Annotated in this window: 21 protein-coding genes; 12 read left to right on the forward strand and 9 right to left on the reverse strand. The window is 68.7% G+C overall.

From position 1 onward, the window contains the following. Positions 1-1,047, reverse strand: a 1,047-nt coding sequence (locus EV646_RS17730; protein WP_132149893.1) for a DUF222 domain-containing protein, incomplete at its 3' end; no start/stop codon positions are given. A gap of 183 nt (positions 1,048-1,230) precedes the next feature. Between EV646_RS17730 and EV646_RS40965 the strand changes: the two genes are divergently transcribed. Both EV646_RS40965 and EV646_RS17740 read left to right on the forward strand, forming a co-directional pair. Further along, positions 1,231-1,545, forward strand: a complete 315-nt coding sequence (locus EV646_RS40965; RefSeq protein WP_199237038.1) for a hypothetical protein — start codon at positions 1,231-1,233, stop codon at positions 1,543-1,545. 451 nt (positions 1,546-1,996) lie between these two features. Next, entirely contained in the window at positions 1,997-2,893 is an 897-nt protein-coding gene (locus tag EV646_RS17740; RefSeq protein ID WP_132149895.1) for a phosphotransferase, read from the forward strand. A gap of 384 nt (positions 2,894-3,277) precedes the next feature. Here EV646_RS17740 and EV646_RS17745 read toward each other — a convergent pair whose 3' ends face one another. From EV646_RS17745 to EV646_RS17765, 5 genes are read right to left on the reverse strand one after another with little or no spacing between them, the layout of a single operon-like run. Continuing rightward, positions 3,278-4,198, reverse strand: a complete 921-nt coding sequence (locus EV646_RS17745) for a S1C family serine protease (protein WP_132149897.1) — start codon at positions 4,196-4,198, stop codon at positions 3,278-3,280. A 9-nt stretch (positions 4,199-4,207) separates the two neighbouring features. Beyond that, positions 4,208-5,146: a VWA domain-containing protein gene (locus tag EV646_RS17750; protein WP_132149899.1), complete on the reverse strand. Its 939-nt coding sequence runs from the start codon at positions 5,144-5,146 to the stop codon at positions 4,208-4,210. Next, positions 5,143-6,126 (reverse strand): DUF58 domain-containing protein, encoded by a 984-nt coding sequence (locus tag EV646_RS17755; protein WP_132149901.1) that lies wholly within the window; start codon positions 6,124-6,126, stop codon positions 5,143-5,145. The genes EV646_RS17750 and EV646_RS17755 overlap by 4 nt, the downstream gene beginning before the upstream one ends. Beyond that, positions 6,123-7,160 carry an AAA family ATPase gene (locus EV646_RS17760; RefSeq protein WP_132149903.1) on the reverse strand — a complete coding sequence of 346 codons (1,038 nt, stop codon included), beginning with the start codon at positions 7,158-7,160 and terminating at the stop codon, positions 6,123-6,125. Before EV646_RS17760 ends, EV646_RS17755 begins: the two co-directional genes overlap by 4 nt. Beyond that, positions 7,157-7,432, reverse strand: a complete 276-nt coding sequence (locus tag EV646_RS17765; protein WP_132149905.1) for a hypothetical protein — start codon at positions 7,430-7,432, stop codon at positions 7,157-7,159. The genes EV646_RS17760 and EV646_RS17765 overlap by 4 nt, the downstream gene beginning before the upstream one ends. A gap of 136 nt (positions 7,433-7,568) precedes the next feature. On the opposite strand from EV646_RS17765, the gene EV646_RS17770 reads away from it, so the two are divergent. From EV646_RS17770 to EV646_RS17785, 4 genes are all read left to right on the forward strand, one after another. Then, positions 7,569-8,261 (forward strand): response regulator transcription factor, encoded by a 693-nt coding sequence (locus tag EV646_RS17770; RefSeq protein ID WP_132149907.1) that lies wholly within the window; start codon positions 7,569-7,571, stop codon positions 8,259-8,261. After that, positions 8,258-9,523: a sensor histidine kinase gene (locus tag EV646_RS17775; RefSeq protein WP_132149909.1), complete on the forward strand. Its 1,266-nt coding sequence runs from the start codon at positions 8,258-8,260 to the stop codon at positions 9,521-9,523. Before EV646_RS17770 ends, EV646_RS17775 begins: the two co-directional genes overlap by 4 nt. Before the next feature lie 194 nt (positions 9,524-9,717). Then, on the forward strand, positions 9,718-10,167 hold the full coding sequence (locus EV646_RS17780) for a MarR family winged helix-turn-helix transcriptional regulator (protein ID WP_241996118.1): 450 nt from the start codon (positions 9,718-9,720) through the stop codon (positions 10,165-10,167). A gap of 37 nt (positions 10,168-10,204) precedes the next feature. Continuing rightward, positions 10,205-11,116 (forward strand): SDR family oxidoreductase, encoded by a 912-nt coding sequence (locus tag EV646_RS17785; protein ID WP_132149913.1) that lies wholly within the window; start codon positions 10,205-10,207, stop codon positions 11,114-11,116. Here the strand turns inward: EV646_RS17785 and EV646_RS17790 are convergent. Next, on the reverse strand, positions 11,113-11,883 hold the full coding sequence (locus EV646_RS17790) for an AraC family transcriptional regulator (protein ID WP_132149915.1): 771 nt from the start codon (positions 11,881-11,883) through the stop codon (positions 11,113-11,115). The two genes, EV646_RS17785 and EV646_RS17790, sit on opposite strands and share 4 nt — an antisense overlap. 54 nt (positions 11,884-11,937) lie before the next feature. On the opposite strand from EV646_RS17790, the gene EV646_RS17795 reads away from it, so the two are divergent. Then, on the forward strand, positions 11,938-12,924 hold the full coding sequence (locus tag EV646_RS17795; protein ID WP_132149917.1) for a zinc-binding dehydrogenase: 987 nt from the start codon (positions 11,938-11,940) through the stop codon (positions 12,922-12,924). 25 nt (positions 12,925-12,949) lie between these two features. Beyond that, positions 12,950-13,417, forward strand: coding sequence for a YkvA family protein (locus EV646_RS17800; protein WP_132149919.1), 468 nt, complete (start codon positions 12,950-12,952; stop codon positions 13,415-13,417). Positions 13,418-13,645: 228 nt separating this feature from the next. On the opposite strand, the gene EV646_RS17805 is transcribed toward EV646_RS17800, so the two are convergent. Next, the gene (locus EV646_RS17805) at positions 13,646-14,383 is read right to left on the reverse strand and encodes a sulfite exporter TauE/SafE family protein (RefSeq protein ID WP_132150670.1); all 738 of its coding nucleotides are present in this window, start codon (positions 14,381-14,383) and stop codon (positions 13,646-13,648) included. 89 nt (positions 14,384-14,472) lie between these two features. On the opposite strand from EV646_RS17805, the gene EV646_RS17810 reads away from it, so the two are divergent. Further along, on the forward strand, positions 14,473-15,348 hold the full coding sequence (locus EV646_RS17810; protein WP_132149921.1) for a LysR family transcriptional regulator: 876 nt from the start codon (positions 14,473-14,475) through the stop codon (positions 15,346-15,348). Here EV646_RS17810 and EV646_RS17815 read toward each other — a convergent pair. Next, positions 15,338-16,042, reverse strand: a complete 705-nt coding sequence (locus EV646_RS17815) for a TetR/AcrR family transcriptional regulator (protein ID WP_241996126.1) — start codon at positions 16,040-16,042, stop codon at positions 15,338-15,340. The two genes, EV646_RS17810 and EV646_RS17815, sit on opposite strands and share 11 nt — an antisense overlap. 70 nt (positions 16,043-16,112) lie before the next feature. On the opposite strand from EV646_RS17815, the gene EV646_RS17820 reads away from it, so the two are divergent. Genes EV646_RS17820 through pepN form a run of 3 tightly spaced genes read left to right on the forward strand, consistent with a single transcriptional unit; the run spans position 16,113 to position 20,169 of the window. Next, positions 16,113-17,234 carry an FAD-dependent oxidoreductase gene (locus EV646_RS17820; protein ID WP_199237039.1) on the forward strand — a complete coding sequence of 374 codons (1,122 nt, stop codon included), beginning with the start codon at positions 16,113-16,115 and terminating at the stop codon, positions 17,232-17,234. A gap of 10 nt (positions 17,235-17,244) precedes the next feature. After that, positions 17,245-17,727 carry a hypothetical protein gene (locus tag EV646_RS17825; protein ID WP_132149923.1) on the forward strand — a complete coding sequence of 161 codons (483 nt, stop codon included), beginning with the start codon at positions 17,245-17,247 and terminating at the stop codon, positions 17,725-17,727. Between the two features lie 9 nt (positions 17,728-17,736). Next, complete coding sequence (gene pepN, locus EV646_RS17830) at positions 17,737-20,169, forward strand: aminopeptidase N (RefSeq protein WP_132149925.1); 2,433 nt, start codon at positions 17,737-17,739, stop codon at positions 20,167-20,169. The last annotated feature ends 14 nt before the right edge of the window (positions 20,170-20,183 follow it).

A 20,183-nucleotide genomic window follows, 5' to 3' on the forward strand; every position in this document is an offset into this window, starting at 1 on the left:
CTTGTCGGCGGTGTGGACGATCCACAGCCCGGCCATCCCGTTGGGCAGCGGGACGATCTTGCAGGTGCGTTCGGCGACGGCGGCGCGGTGATCGTGGGTGTCCTCGCGGACGCGGTGTTTGGCGATCTGGCGGCGCAGCGACTCGAGCAGGTTCTTGTGGCTCTGGGCCGCGGCGCGTTTCAGCACGTGCGCCTCGACGGCGTGGGCGGCGTCGTCGGGCAGGTCGGCGGTGGCTTCGGAGATGGCCAGCGCTTTGCCCCAGGTCAGCGCGCCGCACTTCAGGGCGGTGTGGGTGGCGCGCAGGGTGGTGGTGAGGCGCAGCGCGGTGGTGACGTGGCGGGCGACGGTGGTGGGGGACAGGCCGAGGGCGAGGGCGATCTCGGCGTGCCAGGAGCGTTCGGGGTCGATCGGGCGGCCTTTGGTGTCGAGCTGGGTGGGGCGCGGGGATTCGGCGTGTTCGGCCTGGCGTTGCCGGTAGAACGACGCCATCGCCTCGGTCTTGAGGGCCTCGGCCCAGCCGGCCATCCGGGTCGCGGCCTTGAGCAGTTCGATCAGCGCGATCGGCGACATCGCCCGCGGGCGGGTGTCTTCCAGTGCCGCGGCGAGGGCGCCGCCGGGCGGCAGGGACAGCCAGGCCGGGGCGCCCAGGGCCAGCAGGGCGCGTTCGGCCTCGTCCTGCTCCACACCGTGCCATTCCTGCCACTCGAACTCATCCACCCGCGACCACCGACTACCGCCGAGGGCGTCATCGAGTTCGGCGTCCAGCCACTCCTGCTCGGTCAGCACCAGCGGACCGCCCGGGACCTCGGCATCGGTGGGGTAATGCAGGTCATCGGGCACGTAGTCGTAGGCGTCCGACAGGTAGGCGTCGTCCGGCACGGCGGTATCCCAGGCAGTGCGGTGGGCGCAGCAGGCGGCGCGGTCGGGGATTGACGGCGTGGTGGTGTCGCGGACTGACGCAGAGGACACGATCGTCGCGGTGGGCGTGGCCGTATCGGCGGTGACCTGATGGCCGCCGCCGGGCTGGGTGATCACTAGCCCTCTCATGCACCTATATTAGAACAAGTGTTCGATCAATCCAAATCGTGGATCCCGTCTCTGGTGTCATGTCGCAGGACATGGGTGACGGTTCTGTATCAGGACATCGGTGACACTTTCGGGGGGTCTTGGTGGGTGACACTTCGGTGAGTCGGCGGGGTCGGTGATGCCCGGGGCCGGTCGACTGCGCCGGTGCCGAAGAACAAGTCTGTTGATCCCCGTGTCCGCGCGATCACGCAGTGGCCGCCTGATGCGCCTCGTGGGGCGGTGACGACCTTCTGTGCCGAGCACGGCATCTCGCGCAAGACGTTCTACGAGAACCGGCGGCGTAGCCTCACCGACGGTGCCCGCGGCGGCGTTGGAGCCGAGGTCGCGGCGGCCGAAGTCGAGCCCTCGAAGCTGGCCGATGAGGTCAGGCGGCAGGCGATCGGGGCTCGGGCTGCACTCGATTGGCTTGGCGGACGGCGTTGGCCGACGAGGAGTACGGCCGCCATAGCGGATGGGTAGCCACGCTCACACCATCGCGTGGTCGACTCATCCCATCACCTTGACCCTGCGGAGCTTTGGAGCGGATGAACGGGAATCGAACTCGCATTCTCAGCTTGGGAATCCCACGAAACCTCTTAGGTGAGTCTGAAATGACCGGGTCCGGTTATGGACGCCCGCGCCCGCTCCGCGGCCTCGGCTGAACACCGCCGAGGATGCACGGGGGATGCACCAATGCTCTAGTTGAACCGGGCCACGGGCAGGGCTAGAGCATGGGGTCGCCATCGTCGCCACCGTCGCCACCCTCGCCACTTCCGCCAGCCAGTTGCCTCTACGTCTCGGCAGTTGTGGGCCAGGCAGGCCCCTCGACAAGTCCCAGCCAACCAAACGCGGAAAGGGCGCGCAGCCACGCTTTCTCTGCCACAATCCAATCTGCGACGACGTAGATGCGTGAACCCTGGGAGAGGAACTGATGCCGGACGAACCCGATGCCGAGATCCGACGCCGGGTCGAACAGGCACTGGGCCGGCCGACCACGACCTGGGCCGTCCCCGATACCGGTTGGTCGGGGGCGATCCGGCACTCAGTCGGATTGGCCGACGGTACGCGCGTCTTCGTCAAAGCCGCCACCGACGACGATACCGAGCGCTGGCTCCGCACCGAACACCTTTCCCTGCAGCACGTTCCCGAGCGGTTCGCGCCAGCGATCATCGCGTGGCTCGACGAGCCCGGCCGCCCGATTCTCGTCACTGAAGATCTCAGCCGGGCGCACTGGCCGGCCAGCCATCAGGGTGTGAATTGGCGCCCCGGCGATATCGATCTCCTACTCACCGCTGTCGCCAATCTTTCAGATATCGAGGCACCGAACGTCTTCTCACCCACACCGCGAACGCGCGCTCGCTGGCCCGGCCTACTGTGCGGCCCGGACCGAACGGCCTTCCTCGAATTGCAGCTGTGCTCGGAGAAGTGGCTCGACAACGCCGCACCGCAGCTCATCGCCGCCGAATCCCGCTGCGACGAGGACGGAACGAGCCTGGTGCACGGGGATATTCGCAGCGACAATATCTGCATCGACGGCGACCGGGTGGTTTTCGTCGACTGGAGCCAAACCTCACGCGGCAGCGCCGACCACGATCTGGCCGGATTGCTCCCGACCCTGCACCTGGAAGGCGGCGCCCTTCCCTACGACGTCATGCCCGACGGCGCACCCTGGGCCGCCGCCGGTGCCGCCACGCTCGCCTATCGCGTCCACCACGATTCCCTGCCGGACTGGCTGGTCCCGGTGATGATCCGGCTGATCGCGATCGACCTGTCGTGGGCAGCGTCATCGCTGGGGCTTCCGCCACCCGACGGCACCGCCCCGCGCTAACCGAACAATTCTGGATCATCCGAGTCCGCGTTCTGGCCACCGATCGCGAAGAATCGGCGGGCCGGACGCACCCGGGCCGGTGCAGAACCTGGCCGACGTCGAACGCGAGTACGCAATTGCTGTCGCCGGACTGCCGCCTCAGGGCGGACTACGCCTTGCGACGTTGGCGATCCGGCCATTAGTTGCCTTCCGCAACTGATGGCTGCGCATGATCGCGCCGCATTGGGGGACGCATCGACTCCTCGCTCTGGGACGACTCCGCGAACCCCACCACCCCGGAAGTGCTCGGCCGATCTCGCGCAGAGCTGCTCACGCCGCGCCCGGCGCTTTGTCCTCGACGCGCGTACGCTCGTCGCCGGGGGCAAGCGGCCGGCTGAGCCGACTTCAGTTGATGAGGCTTTCGACGATGGTTTTCATGCGGTCGACCGGGATTGCGAAGCCGATGCCGATGTTGCCGGAGCGGGAGGTGCCGAGGGTGGCGATGGCGGTGTTGACGCCGACGACCTGACCGGCGGCGTTGACCAGTGGGCCGCCGGAGTTGCCAGGGTTGATCGCCGCGTCGGTCTGGATCGCCGACTGCCGGGTCCCGTTGTCGCCGAACCGTGCCTGCCGGTCGACCGCGCTGACGATGCCGGCGGTCACCGTTCCTTCCAGGCCGAGCGGTGAGCCGACGGCCAGCACCGGGTCGCCGACCCGCAGCTGTGCGGACCGGCCGAGCGTGAGCGCTCGCAGTCCCTCGGCATCGGCGGTCGAGACCTGAAGGACCGCGAGGTCGTTGTCCGGGTCGGAGCCGAGGATCTCCGCATCGATCGTCCGGCCGTTCGACAGGACCAGGGAAACATCGCTCGCTCCTTCCACCACGTGCGCGTTGGTGACTACGTGACCCTGCTGGTCGATCGCAAACCCCGACCCGGTGGCCCGGCCGGCCCGCACCGAGACCACGCCGGGCAAAACGCTCGCCGCCGCGGCTGAGATCGACCCCTGCGCGGCCGCCGGTGGAGCGGCCGCCTGGGGCAGTTCGACCGCCGTACTCTCGGAGTCGCCCGAGCCCGTGACGGCGCCGGCGATACCGCCGGCCACGATCGAGAGGGCCAGGCTGGCGATGAGCGTCCGGCCGCGCCGCGCAGCACGGGGAGGGGCCGCCACCCCGGCCTGAGGTGCCGCCGCCGAAGAGGGGGATACGGGCGCGGCGGAGGCCGGGGTGACGGAGAAGGCGGGCGGCGCCGATGGTGCTACGGGCGCCGCGGGTGGCGGGCCGGGGGCGTAGTGCGGGCCACGGAACGGATGACCGAGATGAGGGCTCATCTGTTGCTCCTAAGGGAGGCGCGAGAACCACAGGAGCGACGCCAGGGCGGCCAGCAGAGCCGCGGCCAGGGCGATACCCGCCACCAGGTTGGTGATCTCGCGTGGTTCGGTGGTCCAGCCGATCGATGACTGGAGGTCGGAGTAGACGTCGCGCAGTTGCTCGTCACTCTCGGCGGCGTAGTACGAGCCGCTGGTCGCGTCGGCGAGGCCCTTCAGCGCCTCGGTGTCGGCGGGGACCGGGATGTTCCGGCCTTCGAGGTTGACCGTGCCGTCCGGCGTTCCGTACGCGATCGTCGACACCGGTACGCCGGCCTGCGTGGCAGCCTCGGCGGCTTCGTCGATCGAGCGGCCGGAGGTGTTGCCGCCATCGGACAGCAGCACGATCCGGGCCGGCGGCGGGTCGTCGGGGGCGACCGAGCTGATCGCCTGCAGGCTGGTCAGTACGGCCTCGCCGATCGCGGTGCTGTCGGTCAGGGCCAGGTTGTTGATCGCGTCCACGGTCGCCTGGTGGTTCGTACTCGGTGTGGTGACCACGGTCGCCGTACGGGCGAAGGAGACCAGGCCGACGTTGAACTTCTCCGGCAGGTCCTGGACGAACTCGACGGCCGCCTGCTTCTCCACCTCGAACCGCGTCGGCGACACATCCGTCGCCGCCATCGAGTTGGACACGTCCAGCGCGACCAGCACGGTAGCCCGCTCACGCGGCACGCGTACGTCGGCCACCGGGCGGGCGATCGCGATCGTCAGCACGGTCAGTGCGGCCAGGAACGCGACGGCCGGTGCGTGCCGGCGCCAACCGGGCCGTTGTGGCGCGACCTTGTCCAGCATCGGCAGGGTCGCGAACCGTACGGCGTACTTGCTGCGGCGGCGCTGGGCGATCAGGTAGGCGGCGATCAGCGCCACCACCAGCACCAGCAGCCAGAGCCACAGGGGTTGCTCGAATCTCATCGGATACCGGTCCTCGAGGTCGAAGGTCGGCGAGTGTGGGCGCGACGCCGGGCAGTGGCGAAGGCGGCGACCTCGCGGACCCAGTCGGTGTCTGTGCGAAGGACGAGATGGGCCGCGCCGGCCGCGCGGATGTCCCGCGCGGTCTGGGCGCGTTTGGCCGTCATCACGTCGGCGTACTTCCGCCTGAGCTTCTTGCTGCTGGTCTGGACCTCGCGCCGGCGGCCCGTCTCGGGATCGACCAGGGTGAGCAGCCCGACCTCGGGCAGCTCGAGTTCGCGCGGATCCAGCACCTCCACTGCGATCACCTCGTGTCGCGCGGCCAGCCGGCGCAGTGGCTCGGCCCAGGTGTCGTCGTGGAAGTCCGAGACGACCACCCGCAGGCCGGGCCGCGGATGTTCGCGGTTCAGCCGGGTGATCGCCGTACCGAGCCGGACGGCGGGGTGCTGTCCTGGTGTTGCCCTAGGCAACGACAACAGGGCTCTGAGAGTACGGCGGAGTGCGGCGGCGCCGCCGACATCGGGGATCCGGGACAAACGGTCACCGACGGCGATGCGGACGCCGAGCCGGTTGCCCGGGCGGTCGGCCAGTAGACCGACTGCGCCGACGACGGCGATGGCGAGATCACGTTTCTCGCTGAGCGCGGTGCCGAAATCCATGCTGGCGGACGCGTCCAGGAAAGCCCAGGTCTCCAGTTCACGCTCGGCCAACGGCGCCCGGACGTGCGGCTCGAGCGATCGTGCCGTCACGTTCCAGTCCATCCGTCGTACGTCGTCCTGGCCGGCCTGGTACGGCCTCGCCTCGTTCGGCTCGGCGCCGGGACCGCTGCGGAGGCCGGTGATCTCGCCGTGCAGGAAGCCTTCCAGCTTCCGCTTGACCGAGAGCTCCAGCGTCCGCAGCGCCCGCTCGCGCCCGGCCAGCAGATCCGGACCCGCCGGTTGCCTCTCCGGCGAGCCCGGACCCGTCCCGTGTGGGTCGTTCATGCCGCCGACCCTTGAGCGTCGTCGGCCGGGACGACGTGCGGTTGCTCGATGACCTGCAGGATGCGCGAGACCACGGAGCGCGGATCGACACCATCGGCCAGGGCGTCGAACGTGAGAACCAGCCGATGCGCCATCACGTCGAGGGCGACGTCGTACACGTCCGCAGGTAGGACATAGTCCCGTCCCCGCAACAGCGCCAGCGCCCGCCCGGCGGCGACCAGACCCAGCGTGGCCCGAGGGCTCACGCCGAACTCGAGCACGCCTTGCAGGTCGTTGATCCCGTATTGCTGCGGCACCCGCGTCGCATGAACCAGCCGTACGACGTACTCCGCCACGGCGTTGTGGACGAACACGTCATCCGTTGCCTCCTGCAACTGAGCGACGTGCTCCGGAGTGAGTACGGCGTTCGCGTGCGGGCGATGGGCGCTCATCCGCTGCAGGATGCTGAGCTCCTCCAGCGGGCTCGGGTAGTCCACCATGATCTTGAGCAGGAACCGGTCCCGCTGCGCCTCCGGGAGTGCGTACACGCCATCGGACTCGATCGGGTTCTGCGTCGCGAGCACCAGGAACGGCTCGGGCAGCTTGTAACTGCGGCCGCCGATGCTGACCTGGTTCTCGGCCATTGCCTCCAGCAACGCGGACTGCACCTTCGCCGGTGCGCGGTTGATCTCGTCCGCGAGTACGAGGTTGGCGAAGATCGGACCGAGCTCGGTGTCGAAGCCTTCGGCCGACGGGCGCCAGATCCGGGTGCCCATGATGTCGCCCGGGACCAGGTCCGGCGTGAACTGCAGCCGGGAGAAGTTGCCGCCGATCACCTCGGCCAGCGTCCGTACCGCCAGGGTCTTCGCGACACCCGGCACGCCCTCCAGCAGGCAATGCCCGCGAGCCAGCAGCCCGACCAGCATCCGCTCCACCAGATGGTCCTGTCCGACCACGACCCGCTTCACCTCGAACAGCGCATGCTCCAGCGAAGCCGTGGTCACGCCCGGCTCACTCCGCCGTACACCACCCGGCGCGGGCTCCCACTGGGTCATGCGTTCTCGGCCGCGTCAGGCTGGGAGGGCTGCGACGGCTGGCTCTCGCCCTGCTGGCCCTGGCCTTGGCCCTGCTGACCGCTGCCGTTCTTCTCGGGGCAGTCGCCGCGGCTGTTCGTGCTAGGGGACGGCGTGGTGGCGCCGTCCTCGATGGTGACGTAGCCCTGCTCGGGCGCCGGGTCGTTGTTCGCGGCGTACGCGAACCCGCCGACTCCGAAAGCGGCCATCACGACCGCGGAACCGAGCAGAATCCGTTTGCCAGGGTTGTTCATCAGTGTCCAACTCCTTCATTCGGTCTTTCAGCGGAGTCCAGACCATCAAAGGAGTGCGAAAACGACCGGAAAGCCCAGCGAAAGTCCAGCGAAAGAGCGGACCGGTCCGGGGCGTGGGCCCCGCTACCTTGGTCTCGTGCGACTACTGGTGGTGGAGGACGAGGAAGGCCTGGTCAGCGCGCTGCGCTCCGGGCTCGGCCGGGCTGGGTACGCCGTGGACACGGCGCTGACCGGTGCCGAGGCGATGGAGAAGCTCGCGACCACGGCGTACGACTTGGCGATCCTGGACATCACTCTGCCGGACACCAGCGGCCTCGACCTGTGCCGCGCCGTACGACGGGGTGAGATCGAGGTGGCGTCCGGTCGCGAGCTACGGGTGCTGATGCTGACCGCGCGGGCCTCGCTGGCCGACCGCGTCCGCGGCCTCGACGAAGGTGCGGACGACTACCTGACCAAGCCGTTCGCCCTGGTCGAGCTGCTGGCCCGGATCCGCGCTCTGCTCCGCCGCGACGTCACCAACGGCAGCACGCAGCTGCACGTCGGCGACCTGGTGCTCGACTCGTCCCGCCACCTCGCCACCCGAGCCGGCCGCGAACTTCCGTTGACGTTGAAGGAGTTCGGCGTACTGCGGTATCTGATGTCGCGGCCAGGTCATGTCGTGTCGGCCGAGGAACTCCTCGAGCACGTCTGGGACGAGAACGCGGACCCGTTCACCCAGAGCGTCCGCGTGACAGTCGGAACGCTGCGCCGCAAACTCACCCAGGAAGGCGAAGAACCCGTCCTGGAAACCGTGATCGGCCGCGGCTATCGGCTCAGAGGTGACGGATGAAACTCAGCCGCCCACCATCGGCGCAGACGATTCGGTTCCGCTTGACGCTGGCGTATTCCGCCGTACTGATCGCGTTGTCGGCGCTGCTGCTCGGCGGGTTGTACTTCGCGCTGGAGGCGTTCCTGGATCCCAAGCCGCTGGATCCGATCACGGTGAACAAGGTTTACAAGGACGCGCACGGCGACATCAAGGTCAAGCCCGGCCAGGTGATCCAGGCCGCGGAGATCTCCAGCATCCAGTCTGCCGTGAACTACCAAACCCTGCAGACGTTGCGGAACTACTCGGCCGCCGGCATGGGCGTGCTGTTCCTGGTCAGCCTCGGCACCGGTTGGTGGCTGTCGGGTCGCGCACTCCGGCCGGTACGGCGGATCACCGCCACCGCGCAGGAGATCTCGGCCACCGACCTGTCCCGCCGGATCGCGCTGGACGGCCCGCGGGACGAACTGCGGAACCTGGCCGACACCGTCGACGACATGCTCGAACGGCTCGAGTCGGCGTTCCTGGCGCAACGGCAACTGGTCGACGACGCGTCGCACGAGCTGCGCAATCCGCTGGCCGTGATCCAGGCGAACGTCGACGCCGTACTCGCGCATGACGACACGACCCCGGAGGACCGGGCGCAGGCGACGGCGATCGTGGCCCGGGCGATCCAGCGGATGACGCGGTTGGTCGAAGACCTGCTGGCGTCGGCACGTCGCTCGTCGCCGGCTTTCGTCGACGCGGATGTGGATCTGGCTGCGATCGCCGGCGAGGCGGCCGAGGAGTACCAACTCCTCGCCGCGGACCGCGAGCTTCGCGTCGTACGGCGACTGTCGCCCGGGCCGATCGCGGCCGGGGACGCGTCGGCGCTCCGGCGCGCGGTCGACAACCTGCTCTCCAACGCCGTCCGGCTCGCTCGCGGTGGAAGCGAGTTGATCCTCGCGGTCGGGAGCCGCAACGGCTGGGCGTGGATCGCCGTACGCGACGAAGGTCCCGGCATCGCCGAAGAAGACGCCGATCGGGTCTTCGACCGCTTCTTCCGCGCCGGTCAACGGCAGTCACCGGCCACCGTCCCGTCCACGGGTCAGCGTCGCGCCGGGTTGGGCCTGGCGATCGTTCGCCAGATCGCCGAATCCCACGGTGGCACGGTCGCCTTGCACTCCGAGCTGGGTGTCGGCAGCACGTTCATCCTCTGGTTGCCCGAACGCTCCCTGACCAACACCACCCGCCGCAGCCCGACCCCGCCGGTGGAGGATCCGCTCGGCCCTCGGATAGCTGACTGAACTCTTCGAGCACAAAGTCGGTGCAACAGCGAATACTTGGCTAGCCACAGATCGCCTGCTACGATGATTATGTGGCCAGCCACCTAATGCATTGAAACGTCAGTACTTGTCATCTTCCGATCGCGACAGGCGACCCCCACCTAGACCGTCCGAGGAACCGAACCATGGCTGGTCCCGCACCTCACATCCCCACCATGGCAAGCGAGGGGCAGCTGAGCTACGCGGTCTTTCAGCTCGCCCGTGCTCACCGCGGCTACGCCGCGGCCATGCTCCGCGAGATGGACCTGCATCCCGGTCAGGAACTGCTGCTGATGCACCTCCTTGAGCGCGACGGCCAAAGCCAGTCCGAACTGGTCGAAAGCGTCCGCGTGGACCACTCCACCGTCTCCAAGGCCCTCCGCCGCATGCAGGACGCCGGCCTGGTCATCCGTGAGCCGGCCGAACACGACCGGCGCGTCCTGGTCGTCCGCCTCACCGACAAGGGCCGTTCGATGCGCGAGCCCATCTCGGCCATGTGGCAGGCCCTGGAGGAGGCCTCCACCCGGAACCTGTCGGCGCAGCAGGCAAAGTCGTTTGTCCGCACCGCCTACGCCATCGTCGACACAATCGACAGCCGCCCTCTTCCCCAAGCTGAATCCAAGTAACTCGCCCCGCTTGCTGACCTGATTGAAAGTGAGACCCATGACCACCACCCTTCCGGTCCTGGTCGTCGGCGCGACCGGCTCCCTCGGGGGCAAGGTCGTCGAGGAGCTGCTCAAGCGCGGTAAGAACGTCCGCGCCCTGGTCCGGCCGACCACCGACCCGAGCAGGCTCGAAAGCCGAGGTGTCGAGATCGCCCGCGGCGACATGCTCGACCTCGACTCGCTCATCGCCGCCATGGACGGCGCCGATGCGGTCATCACCACTGCTGCCGGCTACACCCGCGGGGGCAAGAACGCGCACGACATCGACACCATCGGCAACGCCAACCTCGCCGAGGCCGCCCACCGCGCCGGCATCCGGCGGTTCGTCCTGACCAGCATCCTCACCTGCGACCAGACGCCCGATGTCCCGCATTTCTGGCACAAGAAGGTCACCGAGGACAAGCTCGAGCAGCTCGGCGTGCCGTTCGTCGCACTGCGCCCGGGGGCGTTCCTCGACCAGCTCGCGAGCGCGGCGGGCAACCCGATCGACAAGGGCCGCGTCATCTGGATCGGCAAGACCAACGTCCCGCTGACCTTCGTCCGCACCTCCGACCTCGCGGCGTATCTCGCCGCCGCGGTCGATGCGGAGGCCGACAACGGTGAGCGTATCGACATCGGCTGGGATCGTCCGGTCAGCCTCCGCGAGGTCGCCGACCTGATGGGCAGCCGGGCCGGAAAGAAAATCAAGGTCTGGGCCGTCCCTTCCGCCGTCACCCGTGCCGCAGGAGCCGTCGCCGGCCGCTTCATGCCGTTGCTCACGGACATGGCCGCGATGTTCCGCTGGATCGACAGCGGCCGCTACGTCGCAGACACCCGTCGGCAGGAGCAACTGTTCGGTCCCGTCCCCACGGCCGAGGACGCCCTCGCCCGGTTCACCGACGAGGTGGACAGGGCGCGCGACCTCGGCTAGCGCCGATTGGTTCGGTAGCGGCCTGGGGTGGTGCCGATGAGGTTGGTGAAGGCCGCGATGAAGCTGCTGGGGTTCGCCCACCCGCAGGCGTGCGCGACGTGGATCGTGTCGTGGCCGTCGGCAAGCAAAACGAGTGCGTGACAGATGCGTAGTTGGGTGCGCCACTCGTAGAAGGTCATGCCGAGTTCGTCGTGGAACAGCCGGCTGAGAGTACGGGCGCTGGCTCCGATCCGCTGCCCGAGTTCGGCTAGTGAGGTGTTGTCCGCAGGCCGCTCGTACAGAAGTTGGGCAATGGCTTGCAGCCGATCGTCCTGTGCTTCCGGCAGTTGCAGCGGTTGCTCGCGCGCTTCGTGGAGTTCGTCGACGAGGACTCGACGGAGGCGAGCGCTCGCGCCGCGGTCGTAGTCACCAACCCGTAGGCCCGTGAGGGCGAGCAGTAGCTCGCGGGCCAGGTCGGACACCATGAGTACGGCCGGATGCTCAGGCACGAGCCGGGCCAGGGATGGCGGGAGGAAGACGATTCGCATGTCGGTGTTGCCGTGAGCGCGGTGGTAGTGCGTGAACCCGGCGGGCGTCCAGCCGACTCGATTGGCCGGAACGATCAAGGTGCCGCGCTCCGTGTGAACCGAGATGACGCCACGGGCCGCGTACACGAGGTGCCCACGCGGATGGGAGTGCGCCGAGCTCGTTCCACCCGACGGCCAGAGATGCGCTCCTCCGGACGGCCACAGTTCTGACGTCTGGGGAGCTTGGCGGCGAACGGGCATAACTTGGCATTCTACCGGTGGTCGGCCACGGGACTCGTTGGCGACAGTGAACCCATGACGATGCGAGCGGCGGTATGTGTCCGGCCGGGTGGCCCGGAAGTGCTGGAGATCCGAGAGTTGCCGGTGCCCACGGTTCGGGATGGCTGGAGCCTGGTGCAGGTGAAGGGCGCGGGGCTCAACCGGTCCGAGCTGAGGACCCGTCAGGGGCACTCCCCGAACGTGAGGTTCCCGCGAGTGCTGGGGATCGAGTGTGTGGGAGTCGTGGCAGCCTCGACCGATCCCACGATGCCGGAGGGTACGACGGTTGCGGCGGTGATGGGTGAGATGGGCCGGGAGTACGACGGCGGCTATGCGCAGTACGCGTTGCTGCCGAACTCGCTGCTGATGCCGATCACTACCTCGTTGCCCTGGGAGGTGTTCGCCGCATTGCCTGAGACGTACTTGACCGCACAGGGAGCGCTCGACGCGTTGGGCATCGTGCGTCAAGGGCGGTTGCTGATCCGTGGCGGCACCTCGTCGGTGGGCATGGCGGCGGCATCGATCGCGTCCGGCTACGGTCTCGAGATCGCGGCGACGACCCGGCGGCAGGCCAAGGTCGACGCGTTGACCGCAGTCGGCGTCGACCACGTACTCGTCGACACCGGTGAGTCGCTGCCGGCGAGTGTGCACTCGGTCTGGGCCGAGGGGGCGGACTACGTCCTGGATCTCGTCGGAGCGAGCACGGCGGTGGAGTCTCTGCGCCTCGTCCGCCGCGGCGGGACGGTGTGCGTGGCCGGCTCGCTCAGTGGATGGTTGATCCCGGACTTCGAACCGATAGCGATGATCCCGTCCGGCACCAAGCTCACGGCCTTCCACAGCGACAACCTCAAGGGCAGCGCGGGCAGGACCGTGTTGCAGCGGGTGGTCCACGAGGTCGAGGCCGGCGTCTATCGGCCCAACGTGGACCGGGTCTTCGCCCTGGATGACATCGTCGCGGCCCACCGCCACATGGAGGACAACCAAGCCACCGGAAAGGTCGTCATGCGGCCGGAAAGCGCGTGAATCGGGCGGGCTCTAGAGTTGAGGAATGGTGTTCTTCGGTGCGCTGCTGGGCCTGATCGGGCTGGTGACCTTGGTGTTCCGGGACGCCGACGTCGCCGGGCTGCCGGCGGTCGGTGTCGGAGTCGGCCTGCTGCTGGTGGGCGCCGCGGTGGCCGGGCTCGGCGTCGTACGGCGTCGATGGGTACGGCGCCGGCGGCGGGAACGCGGGGAGCCGGAGCCGATCGGCAACGTGGTGGACCGGGCCCGTGCCTTGCCACGACTGCTGCGGGCCGCTCGGCAAGGGGCCTACGCCGGGTTGCCGAAGAGCCGGATGGCGTTGTGGGCGCTGGCGTTGGTGTATCTGGTGTCGCCGATCGACATTCTGCCGGACCTGCTGCCGGTCATCGGCGTGACCGACGACGCGGGGGTCGTGGTGTGGCTGCTCACGAGTGTGTCGACGGCGACGGGTCTCTACCTTCGCCACGAGCGTGATCAGCAGCGAGCCAATCCGTGATGTCGGCAGCGGCCTCCTCTGGATGCTCGTAGGCGAAGAGCTGCAGCCGATCGGTCGGGGGTTGCTGTTGCGCAAGGTGGGTAGCGGCTGCCAGTAGTTGCTGGGCTGCCGCGAGCACACGCTCAGCCTGAGGCACCGCCTCTGCCGGATTGGTCAGCGTGACCGCCGACCGCGCGAGGTCGGCCACCTCACACGCCTGGTAGGCCATGGCAATCCGATAGCGGTCAGTCATGCGGCGGCCCGCACGAAGAACAAGACGGTCATGGCGATTGCGGTAGTGAGGACCAGAGCACGCAGTACGGCGGCCGGCAAACGCCGTACCAGGTGAGCTCCGGTGTAGCCGCCGAGAATGGCGCCGAGCAGCATCGTCACGAGGTGGAGCGGTTGGCCGAGTACGTCGGCCGCGAACAGGAAGATGACGCCGGCGGTGAGATAGACGGCGGCGACCTGGATGACGCGGAGCGGATTGCCCCGAGCCGGATCGAGTGACGTGGTGGCGGTCCAGAAGGCGAGCATCATCAGGCCGACCGCGCCGCCGAAGTAGCCGCCGTAGATCGACAGCATGAACTGCCCGGCGAGGATCGCCGCCGGGCCGGGCGTGCCCAGCCGGATCGCCTGGGTGAGGCGCCGGCCGAAGGCGAGCACGATCGTCGCGAACGCCAGCAACCACGGCACTGCTGCGTCGAAAGATGCCGAGGGCAACCACAGCAGCAGTCCAGCGCCGAGTGCCCCGCCGAGCATACTGGCCAGCGTCAGGCCGAGTGTCGACGGCCGCTGGAAGGCGTGGATGTCGCGCCGGTAGACCCAGGCGCTGGTCGCGTTGCCCGGGAGGAGCGCGACGGTCGTGGTCGCGTTCGCGGTGACCGGCGGCATCCCGCTGGCGACCAGTGCGGACAGTGCCACGAAGCTCCCGCCACCGCCGACGGCGTTCAGTGCGCCGGCCGCGACACCGGCGAGGAGGATCATCAGCACCCTTCGAGCATCAGGGTTCGGCAAGCGCTTCACAATGCGCGATCCCCGTAGCCAGCCTAAGGCTGAGACGTAGGCTAGAGCTCATGCGGTACGACCTGGACGACCTCCGGCTGTTCAGCCACGTTGCAGCCGAAGGCTCGATCACCGCCGGTGCGCGGGTGATGCACCTGAGCCTGCCTTCGGCCAGCGCGCGGGTCAGAGCCCTCGAAGCGCAGGCCGGCGTACCTCTCCTGATCCGCGAGCGCCGCGGCGTCCGGCTCACTCCCGCCGGCGCCACGCTGGCCCGGCACGCCCGCGAGGTTCTCGCCGAGACCACCCGCCTGGACAGCGCCGTCGCGTCGTACGCCGTCTCTCGCACCGAGCCCGTCCGCCTGGTCGCCGGCGGCTCCGCGATGCACCAGCTCGTCCCCGCCGCGCTCGCCACCTTCCTCCGCGATCACCCCGAGTACGACGTGAACGTCAGCGAACGCCGGACGATCCGCAGCGTCCGGCTGCTCGCCTCCGGGGAAGCCGACCTCGGCGTGATCCTGGACGACGAGCCCACGCACCTGAGGACCGAACCGCTCGCCGACGACTCGCTGGTCGTCATCGGGCAAGCCGGCGGCGTCCTGTCCGGCCGTACCTCAATCGCGCACGCCGAAGTCGCCGAACACCCATTGGTCGGTCTCGACCGCGGCTCGCCGCTGACTCAATGGATGGACGATCGCCTGGGCCCGCACGCCCCGGCTCCGCGCTACCGGACCGTCGTACCCACGCTCCACACGCTCATCACCCTCGCCACGGCCGGTGCCGGCTTGGCGATCGTCCCTCGTCGAGCCGTGGACGCCAACACCGCCGTGGACATCTGCCCCCTCCAGGACACTTGGTCGACCCGCGCCCATCTGCTCTGCTACTCGGCGACCGCACCGGAGTCCGCACACCTCCTGGCCGCTCACCTTCACGTGGCGGCTAAAGCTTGAGGTGGTGCGACATGCCCTCCAGGAGGTAGCCCAATCCCAGCTCGAAGACCTCGGCCGCGGACCGGTGGCGGGCGTCGTGGACGGCCTCTTCGAGGGTGGGGTAGTGGCCGGTGGCAAACATCCGGGCCATGTAGGGGAAGGTCTTGTGCTGCCATTCCCGCTCGTTCTCGCCGGTGGCGCGTTCGGCGCGGCGCTGGGTGATCTCCTTGCGCACGGCACCGATCAGGTAGAGGTCGAGTGCCTCGAGCACGCCCATCATCGTGTCGACGTCGTCGATCCCGGCGGCCCGGAGCGCGGCCAGGGATCGCTCGGTGTGAGCCAGCGTTGCCGGGCCGAAGTGCGGGCGGCCGCCGAGCAGGTCGGCGAACCACTCGTGCCGGAGGGCAGCGTCCCGGATCCCGTTCGCGATGGACCGCAGTACCTCGGCCCAACTCGACCCGGTCGGCTCGGGAAGCTCGCCGTACACGGAGTCGACCATCAGCTCGAGCAGTTCTTGCTTGGTGTCGACGTACCGGTAGAGCCGCATCGGGCCTGCGTCGAGCGCACCGGCGACCTTTCGTAGCGACACCGCCTCCAGGCCCTCGGCATCGGCCAGGGCGAGGGCGGCCTGCACGATCCGCTCCCGGCTCAACGGGCTCGGCGCACGCCGCTCCGGCGGCTCGGGCCGCTCCCAGACGAGTGGAGTATCTGCCACCTCTTGAACAATACACTGGCTCGTGCGATACAGTGTATCGAAAAATACAGTGCATCGAACGGAGCTCATCATGATCGCGATCATCGGAGGCGGCCCCGGCGGCCTCACTCTCGCCCGGGTGCTGCACGTCCACGGCATCGAAGCCGTCGTGTACGAGCGTGATACCTCACGGGAGGCCCGCACCCAGGGCAGCATGCTCGACCTGCACACCGACACCGGCCAGGCCGCTCTCCGTGAAGCCGGTCTCCTGGAGAGGTTCCTCGCGGTCGCTCGCCGGGAAGGCCAGGACATGCGGATGCTGGATCACACCGGTACCTTGCTGCTCCAGGAGGACACCCCGGACGACGCGCCCATGGCCCGGCCGGAGATCGACCGTGCCGACCTGCGCGACCTGCTGCTCGACTCGCTTCCGGCCGGGACAGTCTGCTGGGGCAAGACCTTCAGCCACGCCGAAGCACGAGCTGGCGGGTACGTCGTGCACTTCGCTGACGGGAGCGTGGTTGAGTGCGAGCTGCTCGTCGGTGCCGACGGCGCCAACTCCCGCGTCCGCCCCCTGCTCACCGACGTCCAGCCCGTCTACGCCGGCACCACCTCGATCCAGAGCGCCATCCACGATGTCGAGCGCGCCCACCCCGAGCTGGCCGCCGAGGTTGGCCGCGGCAACTACTGGGTGTTCGGCCCGGATCGGCGGCTGACCGCACAGCGCAAGGGCGACGGCAGCATCCACGTCGGCATCTCCCTGCAGGGCGCACCGCGAGACCTCGACCTGCCGGGCGCACCGACAGACCTCGACCGTACGGCGGTTGCCGGGCTGCTCGACGGCTGGGACGACCGCTTCCATCGCCTCCTGGCGGCCTGTGACGAGCCGTTCGTGGTACGCCCGATCAACGTCCTGCCGAGCGACCTGACCTGGCCGTGCCGATCCGGCGTCACGCTGCTCGGCGACGCTGCCCATCTGATGCCGCCGGTCGGCGAAGGCGCCAACCTGGCCATGCTGGACGCCGCCGACCTCGGCCGGGCCATCGCAGCACACCCGGGCGATGTGGATGCTGCGGTGGCGGACTACGAACCGGCGATGCTGTCCCGCGCCGCCGAGACCGCGAAGGAGTCCGCCAGGGTTGCCGAGCTGCTGGTAGGTCCGGATGCCGCACAGAAAGTACTGCGGTTCTTCCAGCCTCAGCCTGTCGACTAGCGTGAAGCGTATGACCGCGGACGAGGCCATTCCCCTGCAAGCGTTCAGCGCGTTGCTCTACAGCGACAACGTCGCCACAGTCTGCCGGGCGCTGAACATGTACCAGGTGGCCGCGTCGTACACGCGGTTGTCGGGCGGGAATCCGTTGGAGCCTCTCGGTGGCGAGGTGCGGCAGGTGGCGCGGGCCGTGTTGTCGCGGCCGCCGGTGGCCGGCGATGAAGAGATGCGGGCGGCCTTTGATCACCTGAGTGCGCTGAACGTTCTGACGAGCCTTGCCGAGGCCGAGGACGCGCAGTTGATCGCGGACGTGCTCGAAACTTCCAAGGATCCCGATGTACGTGCGACAGCGCTGCTCGCGGCGGCCGCCGTACCCGCGGGGGACGAGCGGTTGCTGGGCGTGCTGGCTGCGATGGTCACGGACGAGACGCTCGACGAGGTTGCGAGGGCGCGGGCGCAGGCTGTGCGGGCAAAGTTGACTGGTGGCCTCGGATAGCGTGCAGGTATGCACGCGCTGACAGTGGAAGAGGCCCGGCAACGGGCAGCAGACCTCGCCGTCCGGTCGTACCGGGTCGACTTCGATCTGACCGGGTCTGGCGACACGTTCGTCACGACCAGCCGGATCCGGTTCGGCGCGACGAGCGATGCGACCTGGGTGGATGTGAAGCCCGAGCGGCTGCTCGCGGTCGAGCTGAACGGCGCCCCGGTCGACGTCGGTCTGCTGGCGGAGGGCCGGTTCCCGCTGACCGGGCTGGAGCCCGAGAACGAGGTCGTGGTGACCGCGGAGATGAGGTACTCCGTGGATGGCGAGGGACTGGTGCGATCGGTCGACGCGGCCGACGGGCGGGTCTACACCTACGGGATGTCGTCGCTGGAGTCGGCGCCGCGCTACTTCGCGTGCTTCGATCAGCCTGACCTCAAAGCGCCGTACACGGTGACGGTGAAGGCGCCCGAGGATTGGGTTGTGCTGGGCAACGGTGCGGCGACGCAGGTGGGGCCGGGCCAGTGGGAGCTGGCGGAGACGAAGCCGCTGTCGTCGTACTTCGTCACGATCGTGGCGGGGCCGTATCACCTGATCAGGAGCGAGCACGACGGGATCCCGCTGGGCCTCGCGTGCCGGCAATCGCTGAGTGAGCACCTGCAAAAGGACGCCGAGGACCTGTTCCGGACCACCGCGCAGGCGTTCGACGAATACCACCGGTTGTTCCGGCAGCGGTACCCGTTCGGTGAGTACTGGCAGGCGTTCGTGCCGGACTTCAACCTCGGCGCGATGGAGAACCCGGGCTGCGTCACGTTTGCGGACAAGCTGGTCTTCCGCGGTCAGGTGACCGACGCGGAGCGGGCGACCCGGGCGCGGATCGTGGTGCACGAGATGGCGCACATGTGGTTCGGCGACCTGGTCACCATGAAGTGGTGGAACGACATGTGGCTGAACGAATCGTTCGCCGAGTACATGGCGCATCGCGTGTCCGAGGAAGCCACCGACTACAAGGGCAACTGGACCGACTTCGCCTTCGTCCGCAAATGGTGGGGGTTGCAGACGGATCAGAGCAGCTCGACGCATCCGGTCGCGCCGGACAGCCTCAAGGACGCGCGGCAGTCGCTCGACGACTTCGACGGCATCTCGTACGCCAAGGGCGCCGCGGTGCTCAAGCAACTCGCGAAGTACCTCGGCGACGACGTCTTCCTCCAGGGTGTCAACGCGCACCTGGGGGCGCACGAGTACGGCAATGCCGACCTGCACGAGTTCATCGCCAAGCTCACCGAGGCCGGCGCGCATGACCTCGCCAACTGGTCCGAACAGTGGCTGCGGACCTCGCGCCTCGACACGATCACGGCCGAGCGGACCTCGACGGGCGTCACCCTGCACCGCACCAGTCCTGACGCCTCCCGGCGGCCGCACAAGCTGAGTGTCGGTGCCTACGACGCCGGCGGCGGAACGACGGTCGACGCCGTGGTCGATGGCGACCGGGTGGAAGTTGCTCTGAGCAACCAGGTGATCGTGCCGGATGCGAACGACGACACCTGGATCAAGCTCCGGCTCGACCCCGAGAGCCTGGCCAACCTGCCGGCCGTCCTGCCGAAGGTGTCCGACGGGACGACCCGCGCGGTGATCTGGAACTCGATCCGCGACTCCGTCGCCGACGCCGAACTGGACCCGCGGCAGGCGCTCGACCTGTTCGTCACCGCCATCGAGCACGAGGACAGCGACATCGCCGTGGGCTCACTCCTGCGCTGGCTCGAGGAGAAGGTGCTCGGCGGCTATCTCCCGTACGACGCTCATCGCGGCGCGGTCGCTGATGCCTTGGGCAACAAACTCGCCGGCACCCCGGCGGGCAGCAGCCTGCAGCTGGCGACGGCCCGCGGGTTCGTGACAACCACCGACGACGCGGCGGCCCTCACCGCGTGGCTCGACGGCAGCGACGTACCTGATGGTCTGGAGATCGACGCGGATCTTCGGTGGTCCCTGGTCCTGCGGCTGGTCCGGCTGAACGCGTTCGGGGCGGCGGAGATCGAGGCCGAGCTGGCCCGGGACACCTCGACCGAGGGGGTCGTCGAGGCGGCGAAGTGCCTCGCCGCGCTGCCGGACGCGAAGGAAGCCGCGTGGGCGCGGGTGATGACCGATCCCGGCTTGGGAGTGAGCGAACTGCTCGCCACCGCCGACGGGTTCTGGCATCCCGCGCAGGCCGACGTCACCGCGCCGTACGTCGAGCGGTTCTTCACCGACGTACGGCGGATGGCCGAGATCAGGTCCGGGATGGTGGTCCCACTGACCGTGCAGCGGATCGCGCCGAAGTATGTGATCGACCCGGACCTGATCGACCGGGCCGAAGCGCTGATCGCCGACGAGACTGTTGCCCCAGGCATCCGTCGGCAGACGGCCAACTTCGCCGACGAGCTCCGCCGGGCGGTCGAAGTACGCCGTACCTTCGGCTGACAGGAACCGGTCAG

The organism is Kribbella antiqua (genome assembly GCF_004345665.1).
Taxonomy (GTDB): domain Bacteria; phylum Actinomycetota; class Actinomycetes; order Propionibacteriales; family Kribbellaceae; genus Kribbella; species Kribbella antiqua.

What these genes read in the sequence shown, in the direction of transcription:
- EV646_RS17780 (WP_241996118.1), top strand. Translation starts at nt 9,718, where the DNA reads ATGGCAAGCGAGGGGCAGCTGAGCTACGCGGTCTTTCAGCTCGCCCGT.
- EV646_RS17765 (WP_132149905.1), bottom strand. Translation starts at nt 7,432, where the DNA reads ATGAACAACCCTGGCAAACGGATTCTGCTCGGTTCCGCGGTCGTGATG.
- EV646_RS17810 (WP_132149921.1), top strand. Translation starts at nt 14,473, where the DNA reads ATGCGGTACGACCTGGACGACCTCCGGCTGTTCAGCCACGTTGCAGCC.
- EV646_RS17755 (WP_132149901.1), bottom strand. Translation starts at nt 6,126, where the DNA reads ATGAACGACCCACACGGGACGGGTCCGGGCTCGCCGGAGAGGCAACCG.
- EV646_RS17790 (WP_132149915.1), bottom strand. Translation starts at nt 11,883, where the DNA reads ATGCCCGTTCGCCGCCAAGCTCCCCAGACGTCAGAACTGTGGCCGTCC.
- EV646_RS17825 (WP_132149923.1), top strand. Translation starts at nt 17,245, where the DNA reads ATGACCGCGGACGAGGCCATTCCCCTGCAAGCGTTCAGCGCGTTGCTC.
- EV646_RS17795 (WP_132149917.1), top strand. Translation starts at nt 11,938, where the DNA reads ATGACGATGCGAGCGGCGGTATGTGTCCGGCCGGGTGGCCCGGAAGTG.
- EV646_RS17750 (WP_132149899.1), bottom strand. Translation starts at nt 5,146, where the DNA reads ATGAGATTCGAGCAACCCCTGTGGCTCTGGCTGCTGGTGCTGGTGGTG.
- EV646_RS17775 (WP_132149909.1), top strand. Translation starts at nt 8,258, where the DNA reads ATGAAACTCAGCCGCCCACCATCGGCGCAGACGATTCGGTTCCGCTTG.
- EV646_RS17820 (WP_199237039.1), top strand. Translation starts at nt 16,113, where the DNA reads ATGATCGCGATCATCGGAGGCGGCCCCGGCGGCCTCACTCTCGCCCGG.
- EV646_RS17785 (WP_132149913.1), top strand. Translation starts at nt 10,205, where the DNA reads ATGACCACCACCCTTCCGGTCCTGGTCGTCGGCGCGACCGGCTCCCTC.
- EV646_RS17740 (WP_132149895.1), top strand. Translation starts at nt 1,997, where the DNA reads ATGCCGGACGAACCCGATGCCGAGATCCGACGCCGGGTCGAACAGGCA.
- EV646_RS17800 (WP_132149919.1), top strand. Translation starts at nt 12,950, where the DNA reads ATGGTGTTCTTCGGTGCGCTGCTGGGCCTGATCGGGCTGGTGACCTTG.
- EV646_RS17760 (WP_132149903.1), bottom strand. Translation starts at nt 7,160, where the DNA reads ATGACCCAGTGGGAGCCCGCGCCGGGTGGTGTACGGCGGAGTGAGCCG.
- EV646_RS17805 (WP_132150670.1), bottom strand. Translation starts at nt 14,383, where the DNA reads ATGATCCTCCTCGCCGGTGTCGCGGCCGGCGCACTGAACGCCGTCGGC.
- EV646_RS17745 (WP_132149897.1), bottom strand. Translation starts at nt 4,198, where the DNA reads ATGAGCCCTCATCTCGGTCATCCGTTCCGTGGCCCGCACTACGCCCCC.
- pepN (WP_132149925.1), top strand. Translation starts at nt 17,737, where the DNA reads ATGCACGCGCTGACAGTGGAAGAGGCCCGGCAACGGGCAGCAGACCTC.